The organism is Paenibacillus roseus, from assembly GCF_016424485.1.
Taxonomy (GTDB): domain Bacteria; phylum Bacillota; class Bacilli; order Paenibacillales; family Paenibacillaceae; genus Paenibacillus_D; species Paenibacillus_D roseus.
This window is the reverse complement of record NZ_JAELUP010000103.1, coordinates 351,650-366,450: the sequence shown is the minus strand read 5'-3', so window position 1 is coordinate 366,450 and position 14,801 is coordinate 351,650. Positions and strand designations below refer to the sequence as shown.

Sequence of the window (14,801 nt, the reverse complement as noted above, 5' to 3'; positions counted from 1 at the left end):
TTCTTTTTTTATTTTCCCTTATGTCCTCTTAGATCGTTCTATTTTCCAATTCATTTTTTCTCATTATAATTATTAACCTCCGTTGCAACACTTTGCTTCACATTTCTCGCAACCAATGTATTAGCCTCAAAGTTCTTGTAGGCTTGTTAAGCATGTAACCAATTCATTATTGTTAAAGCAGTGTCGAGTTGAGCTAGTAATTCACTTCGGAAGCTCGCTTAGAGATGAAGTTTAATGGGTAACATCGGAATCGCCGTAGGCGATGGCAAAGCATTCTTTGCTAAAAACTAACCTGCCAAAAGCAAAGGCACCTATATCTCCAGTAGAGAAGGTGCTGCTTTCATTCAGACTATTAACTTGCCTACTCAAACCTCCTGTTGAATCAGTCTATTCAAGGCGAGGCGGTATTAAAATGATCCATGCAGTTATATCGTTTAGCTTATTTCACTTTCATACCAAAAATTTTCACTAATCGAAAAAGTGTTCTCAAGATTTTTCACACTATGCCACCAATTTCTAGGTGTATATAATATTTCTCCTGGTTGTAACAACGTTTTTTGTATCAGGTTTTTATAATAAGCATCGGCGAGCAATTCATCTGATATTTCGATACCTTCTTTTTTGATTTCATTGTAATGATCCGGAGATATAAGAAGCCATTCTTTGCAACCAAAAATGATTCCGTGCCAGTTATGTGTTTGTTTAAAGTCTTGGTGCAGGTGAGTACCTGTCCCTTTTGAGCCTATAAATATCCATTTAAACTTATCATCTATTTTATAACCATGATTAATAGTTTTTTCAGAAAAATAGGCTGGAACATTGTACAATAAGCTGATTTCTTTATTTCCCATTGAATAATATGGCCAATCACAGTACCATTTATCTTTATTCCCTTTCTCAATCATTTGAATATATTTCGACATTTTAATCTGATATGGTTTGTTTATATCTTTTCCTTCTGATTTACGAATAATGATATCTTTCTCTCCGAAATTCTCATCAAGAGTTTCCAACTTATATGTTTTAAACTCCCAGTTGTCAATTAATCCTTCAATAATTAATGGTTTTTTATCAGCATAGGACTTAGAGAAATAATCTATACTTATATCCGAATAGTGCTTTCTATCTACCATTTTTTCCTCCATCATTTATAGGAATAAGGGGATATGAAGAAACTGAAATAGTTGGAGAGCCTTGCGAAACCGGTAAATCATACTTTTCATTCTTGTTACATCCAAAATAAGGATCAAACATCATTAAATCATTAGAGACATTATCAATTCTAGAAATAAAATCAAATTTCGAACCTTTAATGTCAAATTTCCTTATTATTTCGTTAGTAATCTTACCTCCTTTAATATATTTACCGAATGAAGGTCTAATTATGAAATTATGACCTAATGAGCCTCCTCCCCATGTGCCGAAACAGTATACCCCATATTCAATATTTGAAATTATATCTTGAATATCACATTCACCTGCTTCTAAATAGATGACTGACATTCTAGGCATGATTATGTTGGAAAAGATTGTTCTTCTTGCATTTGAACTATGCTTTACTCCCAACTGCTCTGCTGTTTTCTTATCGTACAGCAATTCATTCCATACGCCATTTTTAATAATCTGGGTAGGTTTTGCTTTATTTCCTTCATGATCATACTCATAGCTTCCTCTATAACCTGACAGCAAAGGATTATCATATACGTTTAACTTATAATTTGCCCATGTATGCCCCAGTTGAAATTGGCTTCCTTCACAATATTGTATATAATTATCTGCTTCAGAAGTATGTCCAAAAGCTTCGTGTACCAGTTGTGAAGATAATTCCTGATTTAAAATGATGGGAACATTAATCTCCATTGCAAGATTAGTACCATTAATAGCGGCATATACCTCTTCATATAATTTTGTTTGAATATCACTCCAATGTTGATTACAATCCAAGTAGTTGTGAATACTCGATTGCCAAACTACAGGAATGAATTTATCTACAGCGTCTACTATTATTTTTATCATTAAGTGTAATTCGTCTCTTTTAAAGTCATCACCACTACTAAGATATAAAAAATAAGAAGAAGAGATCATTGTTATTTCATATTTAAATATCCATTTTTCGAAAGAAAACAGACATTGGCTAATCAGGTCGCGGTAGACATCAATCAGTTCTTTAAGGTTATCCTTAGTCAAAAGAGAGTTTGCATTTCCAGTTGTATAAAAGAGGTAATCATTTTCTAAAGAACTGTATTTGCATATGATATTACGATTTAGATCTTGTTTTAACATTTCACTCCTGATAATCCATCGCTTTTAAACGTTTTATATAATACATAATTTTTTTTATATTCTCTGATCAAGCCTAGTTCTTTACAAGATAAAGCAATAATTAAGTAAGGCTCTGCTCTTATTCCAATCTCATCGGCACATTTAATTCCTAAAGCTAAACTTTCTGAAAAATTACCTTGTTTTAGTTCGCATATACTTCTTAGTATTAAACTATGAGTTTGTATGGAATCTGTTAAGTTTCCTTCAGCTAGCAAAAACCAGTGCGATGCTAAGGCATACCTTTTTTGATTCATATATATTAAACCTATGTTATAGGCACTCCAAAAGTAATTCACATTATTCTGTTTGGCTAAATCATAGTATTGAATTGCTAACTCCAAATTTCCAATTCGGGAAAAAAGCAAAGATTTAACTCCCAAACCTGTCCCAGAATAAAACACGAGTACCTTTTCCCAAACTTCTTCTATAATTTCGCTAGTTAAATAGGTTGAATTATTATTTAGCAAATAAGAAATTTTTGTTATGGAATTTGATTCTGTTCGTAATTTTGAGTGATGTACAATATCCATTTCAAAAAAATCTGCAATTTGTTCACCTAAGTAACTATACTTTTCAGGTAAAAATCCGCTAGTAATAGAATACGTCATCGTTGGATCATCTTTCCACGCTTTCCCTAAAGAGAGGAAATATTCCTTAAATTCTTTGACTAAATGTAGCTGTTGCTTATTACTGTTATAAAAAAAATCCAGGTCAATATCTATTAAAGGAGTCTTATTCAATTTTATATGACTTAGATATTTAAGGTTTGTAATTTCGATTTTTAAATGGTTAACAGATAACTCAACGGAGTACTCATTAATTGCAAAAGAACTTAAAACTTCTTCCTTGAACCCCGCGATCAATGAAACATTAGTAATCAATACTTTTTGCAAATCATTAATAGTATAATCATTATTCGGATAGACCCATATTAAATGATCAATAATATTCAATTCTTTTGCAGCATATAAAAAATTATCCAGGCCATAGGGATAGGTTTCATATTCCCTAAACGGCACATCTCGATTTAATTCATTCATGTTTTGATTTTTTTCGGAATAACTTTTTAATATTTTCAGATTTTCTTCACTAATTTTTTTAAAGTCCAAGTGTTGGTCAAAATAAATCACGAATTCATTTTGATATTGTTTTTTAACCCAATAATTTAATAATTCACCATGTTCATTAAAGGAAATCATATTATTAGCCATCTAATAACCCCAACTTGGCCATATTCAAAATGGTAGTATTTAATTGATCTTCGTTTATGTTAAACTTTGTTGTTAATAAATTTCTGATTTCAGCTTTATGAATTAGCAACTCGTTTTTCAGGATTTCTGAAATCAGTTCACTTATTTGACCTTTAATCAAATGTTTTTTTGTAGCAGCATATACATACAATACTTCATCATCTGTTTCAAACTTCTTCAAACTATTTTCTAAAGCTGAAACGATTTTACCTGGATACTTTACTACCGAATAAGAAATAGAACGATTATGAATGATGAGTGGAGAATGTATCCTAAAGTTAGGATTCTTGTTAATAACCAATATGGAGTGAATCGCATTAAGAAATTCATGCTGCAATAATAGCGTATTATAAGGTGATCTATTTATGAAATTTTCATTGCTTAACATGTAATGATAAAAGGCTTCCTCAATGCAAATACCTCTCCCACTAAACGGGATTTCTTTATAGTCCTGAAACCAAATAGATTCAATAAAATCATATAACAAATCATCCATATCGATTGAACTTTCTTTGAATTCTGAAAAAACACCCGGGTAAGCACTTTTTAACCCCCCATTATAATCGATGTTTCCAGAAATGATATTGGATTTAATCGTTTTGGCAGTTGCCATTAGTTCTTCCCTATCAATTGTTTTCAAGTTTTCAATATTGACTTCTGATATATTCATCTCATAAAATTTATCTTCAAGGAATAACTGTCTGTAAGATCTTTCATGTAACAATTTATAAAGTATCTCATCTAATGAATATAACTCATTTATTGTTTTTCCCATTTAGAAACGATCTCCTTCATTCTTTGGTAATTTTTTTGTGACTTGGGAATAAGTATACCTTCATCCGTGTATTGAGGGTCCTCATAAGTGATTGCCTTTAAATTTGGACATTTAGGGAGGAGATATTCCAATAAGTCTATTTGTTCATCTAATAGTATGCCGTGATGCAGATCGCGAAACTTGCCTTTGATTATTTGACATCCAGATAAATGAAATTCAAAACAGTTATCAAAAGGCAGCTTCTCCAAACCGTCGAACATTTTTTCGTGTGTATTCCCAATTAACCATTGATAGCTTAAAATATGTCCGATATCCAGAGTAACGGGTACATTCGTTTCCTCCACTAACTTTTGAAAAAAATCGAACCCATTCATACTTCCAATAAAGAAATTAGTTCCTTCCGTGAATCCTGGAAACTCCACCGAAATTGGTACGTTAATTCCCTCCTTGTATACGTTGATATTATCAATGCATGCTTGCAAGCCTTCATCAGTAAGATATGGCGGGAGTGGAAATGGTACTGACTTTCCTTTGATTGACCATAAACCTAAATCTTCTACTATCCATTTGATATCATATCGTTCTACTATTTTGTTCGTGAAATCAATTATCTGATCTTTTTGATAATCCTCCATTGCTCCCATATTTAAGATTGTTTGATGGAATGCTCTAGCTTCAATATTAGGAACTTCCGCAAACAAACTATCGTATCCTTCAAAATACTCCTCAGCTTTCAGAAAATTTCTGTTTTTAGGTTGAAATGCAAAAAACAAATAATTAAATTCATCCTTATAAGAATTAAAAAAAATTTTCATTTTTGGTGTAATCGAATCACCATGATTTGTTGATACAAATCCAACCTCTTGCCCCCAAGGTAAGTCCATTCCCATACCAAGTCCTAATTTCTTACTAATGTTTGGAAACTTAATTGTATCCTTAGTTTTCATATCTGCCTCCTAATGCATATTAGAATTGACTAATCCATTATCGATAAAAAACTTTTTAATTTTATTTATTTGGTTGGAATGAATTAAAGTCAAAAATTCTTGTTCAGACCCCTTATATGGTATTATATATATTTTTTCCCATAAAAGATCGAGAACTACCCAACCTTCCTGAGTAGAATGAAATACAACCCATGGATTTATGCTTAGTTCAGTCTTTGTTAAAGATTTATCTGCACCTCTTTTTTGAGGAGGTATTTCATCATTTTTTTGCGGGTTTATGTTATTGAACATTTCTATAAATCTGTTCAATCTAGGATCAAAAGTATCTCCATCTGTGTATTCAAAATGGGACCCCATTCTACCCATACCATAATTCAGAAGTTTATTGCCTCTCAATTCCCGCTTATCTTTATTGACATATAATTTATATTTCATGGGATCGTCTGTTAAAAACGTATTTGGTTCTGCAACTAACATTTGCATTACATCTATTCCTATTTTTGAAGCATTTTTTCTTAGAAAAAGTTCAGACTCTTTTACTTCCTCTGGAGTCTCATCAGGAAGCCCTCCCATTAATGAAAGCCTGAGGGGGATACCTGCTTCGTCTAAGTTGTCTATTATTTGTTGATAATTAGCAGAGTTAACTCCTTTATTTAATAGATCAAGGATTCTTTGAGAGTTCGTCTCGTATCCACATGACATAAGGATGCAACCAAGCCTTTTTAATTCCTGACAAAATGCTTTATCTAACAATAAATCCTCTAATCTATTTCTAGTGCTGAATTTAATATAAACGCCTTTTTTATTTAATAATTGAACAGCTTTGACAACTAATTTTAAATTCGTGTTTTCATCTACAAAATTAATTCTATGTACACCATATGTATTTATTATGGCCTCACATTCTTTTGCTATTTGTTCAGCAGTTTTTTGTTGGTATGAAGAGTTCTTCCTGGATCTATTTCCGTATGAACAAAAAATGCATTTACCCCAATAGCATCCGATACATGTAATTAAAGAGAAGTGTATTTCCTCGCTTAAATACTTTTTATAAGGCAATCCAGAAAAATCGGGAACTTTTGCATCTGTAATTTTATAACTAGATTTTGGAGATTGAGATGATTGAGCTGAGAGTTTATTATCTACCCATAATATATCGGGAACTTCTGATTGCTCTGCTTGACCATAAATATATTGAACCAACTTGACTAAAGTTTCTTCACCTGCACTTGTACCTAAAGCGTCAACAAAAACCGTTGAAGACTGTTTATAAATTTGATTAGACCTTAGCATTATTTGCTGTCCGCCAAAAATAATAAATGTAGAAGGCGCTAACTCTTTTATCCATTTAGCTATAATAATTGAAGGGAAAATTTGACTATAATACGCAATCGAGAAACCTACAACTTTTGGTTTATTATCTTCAACATACTGTTTTGTAAGTGTATAAAGCTGTCTTACTCCGAAATCGTTATCATTATTCGTTGTAAAGTTCTGAGCTTCTTCAATCATATCTTCTACAGTAAAGAAATCCTTTTTCAGTATAGAATCTTCCAATAATAATTCTACACCGTTTTTTGCGAATCTCACTGCTCTAGAACTTTTATCATTCACATGGTTATCGGGTTCTTTATTGAATACCAAGTTATCTATCTCATCTTTATATTTTAATAAATACTTAGCTAATTCATTTCTATAGATAAACCTCAAAGATTGCTTACTCTTATTATTTTCAATATAGTTTAAAAGATTATTGCTAGTAAATAAAGAATGAGCAAGATCAATATTTAAGTCCTTTTGTGCAACATCTATGCTATTGGCTTTTAAAAACGAGGTTAGCATAGGTAAGCTTAAATAAGGGAATAGTCTTGCTTCAGTTAATGGTGGAAAGATTAATAAAATATCTTTTTTCATAGTTCTTCCTCTTCATTACTAAAATTAACAACTCAACTCCCTCAAGCATCTGAATAACGCGAGCTTTATGAATAAATTCGGCTTCACCTGCGCGGTCTTGTTCCGAATCCTATTTCTGTTGTATAACGCCGCTTTCTCGCACGTTTCGCTTCGAGAGCGTTTATCACAGGAGCACCTGACCTCTGATTCATGCGAGACAGTGTTCAGCTTTGATGATTGGATGTTTGAACGTAAAACTGAGCGAAGGTATGCTCGTACGCTTTAAAGCTACAGGAGCGGCTCTAGGGCTTTCTCATACTCACGATGGGCTGGGCAGATAAACATTACGGTTGACTTCGGGGTTTTCAGATCACATCATTCTACCATCAATGGAATCACGGATGGAATCGATAAACGTTCTTTCCCAATTTCAAGCAGTGGACGTTGAGTTAATAAAAGTGCTACTACTTAATTTATAGTAGTAGCACTTTTGTCTTTACAAGCTTATTCTTCTTTATCAGAAATGTCTTCTTGAGAAGCTACACTAAATCTAAAAGCATGAAATGCATTTCCTACCTCTAGCTCCCTAGCCTCAATGATTTCTAACTCTTCCAGCTCTTTTGACATAATATCCACCTCCTTTGTCTAATTATACTACACAAAATATGTGTAATATATTTACATAATAGGTCTTTATTATATCATTGTCAATAGATTTGTCTAACTTTTCTGAATTTTCAAAAATCTCTTATCAACCATTGTTGTAAGTACTGCGGATATGATAAGAAAAATAGCGACGCCAAAGACACTACGCAACTCTCGTATTTCTAATGTCGAAGTGCCACCGCTTACCAGTAATCCAATTATTCCAGATGCAAATGCTCCCGTTCCAAATTGAATCATTTGAAAGAGTCCCATGTAAGAACCCGTTTCCTCTTTAGGAACAGATAACATTGCAATTTTATTTAGAGCAGGGGATGCAAAAGTCGAGCCCAAGCCGATACATAAAAAGAACAATACAAACAATATGATGGGATTAATATTTATATTGCTGGTTAGTTGTAATAAAACCAGTCCCGACAAGATCGGTATGAATCCAAAAGTCATTGTTTTCAATGCATTTAAATCAGCTAATTTCCCAGCAAATCCGGCCAATGATATGGCTATTATAGATTCTATAATAATGATTAATCCAATCACATCAGGACTTAATCCAAAATGATCCCTCATTAAACTAGGAATAATCAAAATCATAGCGTTGCTTACCAAAAACAATAGAAATACGCGTATTAATGAAACAACAAAAATTTTATTATTAAAAGCACCTGCTGGAAATATTTTATTTACTTTATTTCTTGTTTCAAGAAATAGTAGCATCGATAAAGAAAGAAGTGCTACCACCAGACTAACTGTTAAAAATATTGAGGAACTTGCTACTAGAGAAAATTGAAAAAAACAAAGAAATAAAACTAATGAAACTGTATTCATGAACGGAATTTGTTTATTTCGATTTCGTTTTCCGTCTTTCGGTAAAATCAAAGTACCCAGCATTAGAGAAACCAGTGAAAAGAGTGTCAAGGCCAAAAAGATATACCTCCAAGAAGTATATTCAACAATTCCTCCCCCCAGTGCCGGTCCTATTAGTGTGGCAGAAGCTAGAGTAGCGGAAAACCAGCCAAAAGCCCATCCTATTTTCTCATCTTTAAATGACTGTCTAATTAGTAGTACTAATGCTGGTACGATCATAGAATCAGAAATAGCCTGTAATGATTGGGCTACCAGGAATATTGCCCAATTAATTGAGAAACCACTAACGATATTAGATAAAATAAACAAAGTTAATCCGAATTGAACTAATTTTTTTGGTCCCACCCGATCCGCTATTGAACCGAATAACGGTAAGCCAGCAGCGAAAAATGAAAAGAATAGGATGTTTCTAATTTGCAATGTAGAATAGTCAATTTTAAAATCAAAAACTAAATCTGGAAAGGCAATTGTAATCATTGATGTGCTCATTACCCCTGCAAATACCGAAATTCCAATCGTTATAATAAGAAATTTTTCGTAGTGTTTTCCTTTTATCATACATATCTCCTTTTTTTAATAATGGCAGTTAGTTGGTTTTTTCATCTCTTTTAATCTTTAATGGTTCAGCTTCCGAATCCATGCTCGTGGAACTTGATTGCTTTGAAAGAAATAGCCCAAGCAGCAGATATTCGTCAAATTGTTGCCACCTGAGAAACGGGTTCATTTTTTGATGTGTGACAATAGATGGTAGTTATTACGCTATTTATACTAACAAACTTCTTAAATGGAAAATATATGCACATATTAGCACTGTGGGATTCTCTTGTCAACCTTTACTTCTATCAAATGTTGTTGCACTTTGATATTGCTCACTGCCATTAAATTCGACCACGATTAGCCAAACCATCCCATAAACAAAAAAAAGCCCCAGCCCACATGAGCTGAAACCTCTTAATTTCATTCATATAAGTGGTGCCGAGGACCGGGATCGAACCGGTACGGTAGTCACCTACCGCAGGATTTTAAGTCCTGTGCGTCTGCCAATTCCGCCACCCCGGCATAATGTGAATGCAGCACATTATGGTTGTGCTTGGCAACACGTTTAACGTGTCAACAAAAAATATCATACCATAAATTAGGGATTCCAGTCAATACTCATATGAAAATTTTCTGCCGCTTCGATTTATATGAATCTGCATTTCTCATCAAATTAAAAACGCCTCTCTTTGACTGCGTCTCTCAGACGAACAATCAAAGCCAGGCGTATACGCTTCATAAGTCAACATTCATCAGCGACACATAGATTATCGAAACATAATTGCTATTCTTACTATCTCTTAAATCCGACCATAAGAATCTCACACTCTATTTATAATAAAAAATAGCCACCACATGCGAATCTAAACAAATGGTGGGCCCTGAGGGACTCGAACCCCCGACCAATCGGTTATGAGCCGACCGCTCTAACCAACTGAGCTAAGGGCCCTTATATAGGGTGACCACATTGACTTGTAAGTTTGGTTGCGGGGGCAGGATTTGAACCTGCGGCCTTCGGGTTATGAGCCCGACGAGCTACCGGGCTGCTCCACCCCGCGTCGTTTACCTCAAAATGTCATCCAATAATGGCGACAAGATAAAATATACCATATTCAAGAACCTTTAGTCAACCCTTTTTCTTTACCAATTTTTTTGGTTTAGGAAATAACGCCTTTCCTAAACCTTGAAGCGAACTCCATACCGCCCTCTGCGGGAACGGAATACCTCAGCTTCGCTAGGGCTGTTATATCCATATATCCACCAGTCATCCTCCATCCTCTTTACCAGGCAGCCCGCCTGAAATTTGGTATCATACAACCTTACCCAATATATCCATTTCACTGACGGTCCCTCCAATACTTGCTTTCTTTAACATTAGAGTACCCTGAAATGTCTCATTCATTTCATTCCGCAAAGTCATTTTTCTTTCAAGCTGAAGGATAGAGGCTGCGCAGCCCGCAGTCAGGGGCGAAATTGTTAAGACAACCTTCGCCCGCTACAGGTACTTTTGCCTTCCAAACTTCTCTTCATCGTCATAGCGTACATCGTACATCTAATGTTCATCCTGAATCAGACCGTACTCATTAAAGCTGAAATGTTTATCCGGCTCCTCCTTGATCCGTTTCAAGCTTGCATTCCCGCTACTCTCCCATATCTCCAGCGCTTCCTTGACAGTCATTTCTCCGCTTATGACTTTGTTGAACAGCTTGAAGCCGGGCAAATAAATCATATCGTAATAATAGTTGAAGCTGGAACTCAGTTGCTCCGTATCCGGCAATGCGGGTTGCAAGCCATAAAAGGCCTCCAAATTGTAGCTCATCCCGCCAAGAGGCCGCGCAAATTCCTTACGAACCATCAATTCGTTGATGCTCCGTGATTTGGTTTTCGCCCATGGCTTCCCGTTCAGCAGTTCAATCAGCCTCCAGGCATCCTTGCTGTTCTGGGCACGCGCATTAATTCCAACCATCATGCCCATCTCTACACCCATCCCAATTGAAGGAGACTGCGAAAAATACGGCACACTGACTACGTCCCAATCCGGAACCCGACTGCCGCCCGCAAGCTCCACATGGCTTGCCGCCTCCGCAAGCTCATTCAAATATGTAAAGTTGGATACCAGCATAGCAGCTCTCCCAGAAAGAAACAAATCGCCGCTATATGGGTTGTAGTCTTCTCCGGCCATCGGCGGGGTGTAAAAATCATTGGTTGCCGGGGAGATTTGATCCTTGTACAACTCCGATACCATCGTCCAGAGATTCTCCCACTGGCTCGAATTGACAAGCATTTTTTCTCTGGATTCGTCTATTAGTTTCAGATCCAACTGCCGGGCCATCGCCAGTACGTCCCGAAAACCATTGCCATTGAACCTGTTCATAACCAATCCGAACACAGGCCACTCTTCCCCCGGACCGGCTGCGCGGCGGGCCAATTGCGTAACTTCCTCCCAGTCCATGCCGTCCTTGGGCGGATCAATGCCGCGTTCCTTGAATATCGTTTTGTTATAAAACAATCCTGCCGCTATAAACGTTGGCGTCAAGGCATACATTTTACCGTTGCCCATCGCCTTGATTCCTTCTCTAATCGCAGGCGCATACCCGACCATATCAAAATGATGACGCTGAATAAACGGATCAAGCTCCTGAAGCAGATTATCTTGAATCAGGGAATAGATGTACTGCGGATCAACGATGACGGCATCTACCGGGTTATCCCCTTCCATAAGCAGGCGCAAAGCAGCATAGGGACTGTCAACATGCTCTCCCGTCAAATAAGCCTGGCCCCATTCATCGAGTACAGGCACAATTTCCACACCTACCTGACTGTTCAACAGCTCGAACGTATCTGTAAAACGCTGACGAAATTCTGTATCGCTTTCTCCTTTATCGCCGTACAAGGTTCCTATTCGCAGCACGCCTTTGCCCGCTTCCATCTCCTCTCCGCCTTTGCTGCACCCGGCAAGCGTCGTAACCAGCACAACTGTAATAACAACCCGTACAGCGCTTTTCAAACGATTCCTCATCATTCCCCCCCTTCCAATGATTGTTCCCATCCTTTCGTGTTCATGGGCAAAAAGACGCCTCGCTCTCTGAGCAGAAAAAGTCTGAACGGAGAGGAGACGCCCTTTAATTCCCATTTACAACATTTTTAAATTTATAATTAATATACTGAGCTGACAACGCCGCCGCCCGCATTGCCGTCTTCAGAAATCGGCTGATCCGGATTTTCCTTCATTTTTTTCAAATTGGCATTGCCCTTCGTCTCCCATTCCGCCAATGCTTCCTTGACGGTCTTCTTATTGTCCAGCACTTGCTGGAACAACTGCTGCCCCGGTTCATTGACGGCCTGATAGAAATACGGATATTTGCTGTACATGTCAGAAAGATTGAACTTGCTTGGCGGAGTCGGCTTCAAGCTGTAAAAGGCTTCCACATTGTAAGTCATGCCGTCAAGCGGCTTCAAAAACTCTTTGCGAGCTACCATCTCATAGGTGCTGCGCGACTTCAGTTTGGCCCATTCCTTGCTATTCATAAACTTGATAAACTTCCAGGCATCATTTGGATTTTGCGCCTTGTTGTTAACGCCCATCAATGTACTCAAGGCAATGCTGCTTCCGATTCCTGGCGCTTCCGGATGCTCCGGCAGGCTGACTACATCCCAGTCCGGCATTTCAAAGCCCTCGGCCGACTGATCCTTGGCGTTTCTCAGATCATTCAGATAATAAGAGTTTCCAATCATCATGGCAACCTTGCCCTGGACGAAGAGATCATCCATAAACGGCACATATTTTCCGTCATTGCTTTGATTCTCGGAATAGATTTTGTACATATCATCGTTGGTAGGGGTAATCTTGTCGCGATACAATCCGACGACCTTGTTCCAGATTTTCTCCCAGCCTTCGGAGTTAACCAGCATTTTATCCAAATTTTCGTCGAACTGCTGCAACTGCAATGGCGCAGCCATTGACAGAGCATCATTGAACGGGTCACTGTAGCGGTTCAGCATCAAGCCGAACACTTTGTTGTCTTCATCCGGTTTGACAAATCGACGCGCCAAATCAATCACCTGATCCCACTGCATGCCGTTCGTTGGAAGATCGATGCCTTCCTGGTTGAACAGCTTCTTGTTATAAAACAATGCGGAAGAAGTAAAGGTTGGTGTCAGCGCATAAATTTTGTTATCTGTGCTGAGCGATTTGATTCCTTCCAGAACAGTAGGCACATAAGCGTCAATATCAAATTTATCCTGCTGAATGAGCGGATCAAGCTCCTTCAGACTGTTCTCTTCAATCAGACGGGACATCACATCCGGATCAGCTACAACGACGTCCACCGGATTGTCGCCGCTAATCAGCTTTTGGAATTCCGCATAAGGATCGGGCTTATCTTGCTTGTCTTCGTCGCCTCCGCGCGCACCGTACATTACGTTGTAGTCATTGGCCTGCACAATTTGAACTTCAATATTTTGATTCATAACTTCAAAAGTATCTGTATATTGCTGACGGAAATAGGATTCGTTGTCCTTGCTTCCATACATGATTCCGATGCGCAGCACCCGATTTTCTGACTCTGATCCGCCGCTGCCCTTCGTACATGCTGCAAGCATGGATGATAACAGCAAAATAGACATGCACACTACAACTGTTTTACGAAATGACTTTCTCATCTCTTTACCCCTCCAATAATTTTGGTGCCGATATAATTATTTTTTCTCCGTCAAATTCCATGGACGCTTTATCTTTAATATTCAGCGCGTTCAAGTAATCCCTTGGAATTTGCATCCGGCCTACTCGGTCAACGACCACATATTCCTCATGGACATGCTGCAAAGCTCCCATGCCGCGAATTTCTTCCTCCACCTGATCCAGATTCGGATTGCGCTTGATAAATTCGGTACTGGTCAGGCCGTCGCGGATTGCAACCACACGATCCACCTTGCCTGCAAGCGACAGGTCATGCGTGACAATCACGATCGTAAGTTCAAGCTCGGAGTTGAACCTGCGGAAAATGTCCATGATCATATCTGACGTCCGGCTGTCGACCGAACCCGTCGGTTCATCGGCAAGCAGCAGCTCCGGCTTGTTGGACAAGGAGATAGCGATTGCCACCCGCTGCTGCTCACCGCCTGAAAGCTGGTGGAGCTTATTGCCCATCCGCTCCTTCAAGCCAACCCATTCGAGCAGTTGCTTCGCATAGGGACGATCCAGCTTGCCGGACAAAATCATCGGCATCTCGACATTCTCAAGAGCGGTCAAATACGGGAGCAGGTTGCGGGCATTGTTCTGCCAAATGAAACCTACTGTATCCCGTTTGTAATGGACAAGATCATCATCGCTGATTTTCAGCAAATCCCATTTGCCTACTTTTACCGATCCGGCCGAGGGGCGGTCCAGCCCCCCGAGCGTATTGAGCAGCGTCGACTTCCCGCTGCCGCTGTTGCCGATAATCGCCATCATTTCTCCTTTGCGGACGGACAGGTTCAATCCCTGGAGAGCAACAACCTCGAGATCGTCAGACTTATAAATTTTCACCAGGCCTTCACATTCGATCACGG

Annotated in this window: 12 protein-coding genes and 3 tRNA genes; all 15 read right to left on the bottom strand. The window is 37.9% G+C overall.

Features of this window, described 5'->3' with window-relative positions:
- Positions 1-434: 434 nt before the first annotated feature.
- Complete coding sequence (locus JFN88_RS18520; protein ID WP_199020769.1) at positions 435-1,133, bottom strand: cupin-like domain-containing protein; 699 nt, start codon at positions 1,131-1,133, stop codon at positions 435-437.
- The gene (locus tag JFN88_RS18515) at positions 1,123-2,283 is read right to left on the bottom strand and encodes a TldD/PmbA family protein (RefSeq protein WP_199020768.1); all 1,161 of its coding nucleotides are present in this window, start codon (positions 2,281-2,283) and stop codon (positions 1,123-1,125) included. Before JFN88_RS18515 ends, JFN88_RS18520 begins: the two co-directional genes overlap by 11 nt.
- On the bottom strand, positions 2,277-3,533 hold the full coding sequence (locus JFN88_RS18510) for a tetratricopeptide repeat protein (protein ID WP_199020767.1): 1,257 nt from the start codon (positions 3,531-3,533) through the stop codon (positions 2,277-2,279). The genes JFN88_RS18515 and JFN88_RS18510 overlap by 7 nt, the downstream gene beginning before the upstream one ends.
- Complete coding sequence (locus JFN88_RS18505; RefSeq protein WP_199020766.1) at positions 3,526-4,347, bottom strand: hypothetical protein; 822 nt, start codon at positions 4,345-4,347, stop codon at positions 3,526-3,528. Before JFN88_RS18505 ends, JFN88_RS18510 begins: the two co-directional genes overlap by 8 nt.
- Entirely contained in the window at positions 4,332-5,294 is a 963-nt protein-coding gene (locus JFN88_RS18500; protein ID WP_199020765.1) for a multinuclear nonheme iron-dependent oxidase, read from the bottom strand. The genes JFN88_RS18505 and JFN88_RS18500 overlap by 16 nt, the downstream gene beginning before the upstream one ends.
- 9 nt (positions 5,295-5,303) lie before the next feature.
- Positions 5,304-7,208, bottom strand: a complete 1,905-nt coding sequence (locus tag JFN88_RS18495) for a B12-binding domain-containing radical SAM protein (protein ID WP_199020764.1) — start codon at positions 7,206-7,208, stop codon at positions 5,304-5,306.
- 483 nt (positions 7,209-7,691) lie between these two features.
- Positions 7,692-7,814 (bottom strand): hypothetical protein, encoded by a 123-nt coding sequence (locus tag JFN88_RS24880; protein ID WP_269846578.1) that lies wholly within the window; start codon positions 7,812-7,814, stop codon positions 7,692-7,694.
- A 93-nt stretch (positions 7,815-7,907) separates the two neighbouring features.
- Positions 7,908-9,272 carry an MFS transporter gene (locus JFN88_RS18490; RefSeq protein WP_199020763.1) on the bottom strand — a complete coding sequence of 455 codons (1,365 nt, stop codon included), beginning with the start codon at positions 9,270-9,272 and terminating at the stop codon, positions 7,908-7,910.
- A 412-nt stretch (positions 9,273-9,684) separates the two neighbouring features.
- Positions 9,685-9,773, bottom strand: a tRNA-Leu gene (locus JFN88_RS18485).
- A gap of 350 nt (positions 9,774-10,123) precedes the next feature.
- A tRNA-Ile gene (locus JFN88_RS18480) sits at positions 10,124-10,200 on the bottom strand.
- A gap of 32 nt (positions 10,201-10,232) precedes the next feature.
- Positions 10,233-10,309: transfer RNA gene (locus JFN88_RS18475), tRNA-Met, on the bottom strand.
- Positions 10,310-10,427: 118 nt separating this feature from the next.
- On the bottom strand, positions 10,428-10,592 hold the full coding sequence (locus JFN88_RS18470; RefSeq protein ID WP_199020762.1) for a hypothetical protein: 165 nt from the start codon (positions 10,590-10,592) through the stop codon (positions 10,428-10,430).
- A gap of 211 nt (positions 10,593-10,803) precedes the next feature.
- The gene (locus tag JFN88_RS18465) at positions 10,804-12,270 is read right to left on the bottom strand and encodes an ABC transporter substrate-binding protein (RefSeq protein WP_199020761.1); all 1,467 of its coding nucleotides are present in this window, start codon (positions 12,268-12,270) and stop codon (positions 10,804-10,806) included.
- A gap of 137 nt (positions 12,271-12,407) precedes the next feature.
- Entirely contained in the window at positions 12,408-13,913 is a 1,506-nt protein-coding gene (locus JFN88_RS18460; RefSeq protein WP_199020760.1) for an ABC transporter substrate-binding protein, read from the bottom strand.
- 4 nt (positions 13,914-13,917) lie between these two features.
- Positions 13,918-14,799, bottom strand: coding sequence for an ABC transporter ATP-binding protein (locus tag JFN88_RS18455; RefSeq protein WP_199020759.1), 882 nt, complete (start codon positions 14,797-14,799; stop codon positions 13,918-13,920).
- Between the last annotated feature and the right edge of the window lie 2 nt (positions 14,800-14,801).

Coding starts and splice junctions, on each gene's coding strand:
- JFN88_RS18520 (WP_199020769.1), bottom strand. CDS start 1,133: ATGGTAGATAGAAAGCACTATTCGGATATAAGTATAGATTATTTCTCT.
- JFN88_RS18515 (WP_199020768.1), bottom strand. CDS start 2,283: ATGTTAAAACAAGATCTAAATCGTAATATCATATGCAAATACAGTTCT.
- JFN88_RS18510 (WP_199020767.1), bottom strand. CDS start 3,533: ATGGCTAATAATATGATTTCCTTTAATGAACATGGTGAATTATTAAAT.
- JFN88_RS18505 (WP_199020766.1), bottom strand. CDS start 4,347: ATGGGAAAAACAATAAATGAGTTATATTCATTAGATGAGATACTTTAT.
- JFN88_RS18500 (WP_199020765.1), bottom strand. CDS start 5,294: ATGAAAACTAAGGATACAATTAAGTTTCCAAACATTAGTAAGAAATTA.
- JFN88_RS18495 (WP_199020764.1), bottom strand. CDS start 7,208: ATGAAAAAAGATATTTTATTAATCTTTCCACCATTAACTGAAGCAAGA.
- JFN88_RS24880 (WP_269846578.1), bottom strand. CDS start 7,814: ATGTCAAAAGAGCTGGAAGAGTTAGAAATCATTGAGGCTAGGGAGCTA.
- JFN88_RS18490 (WP_199020763.1), bottom strand. CDS start 9,272: ATGATAAAAGGAAAACACTACGAAAAATTTCTTATTATAACGATTGGA.
- JFN88_RS18465 (WP_199020761.1), bottom strand. CDS start 12,270: ATGAGGAATCGTTTGAAAAGCGCTGTACGGGTTGTTATTACAGTTGTG.
- JFN88_RS18460 (WP_199020760.1), bottom strand. CDS start 13,913: ATGAGAAAGTCATTTCGTAAAACAGTTGTAGTGTGCATGTCTATTTTG.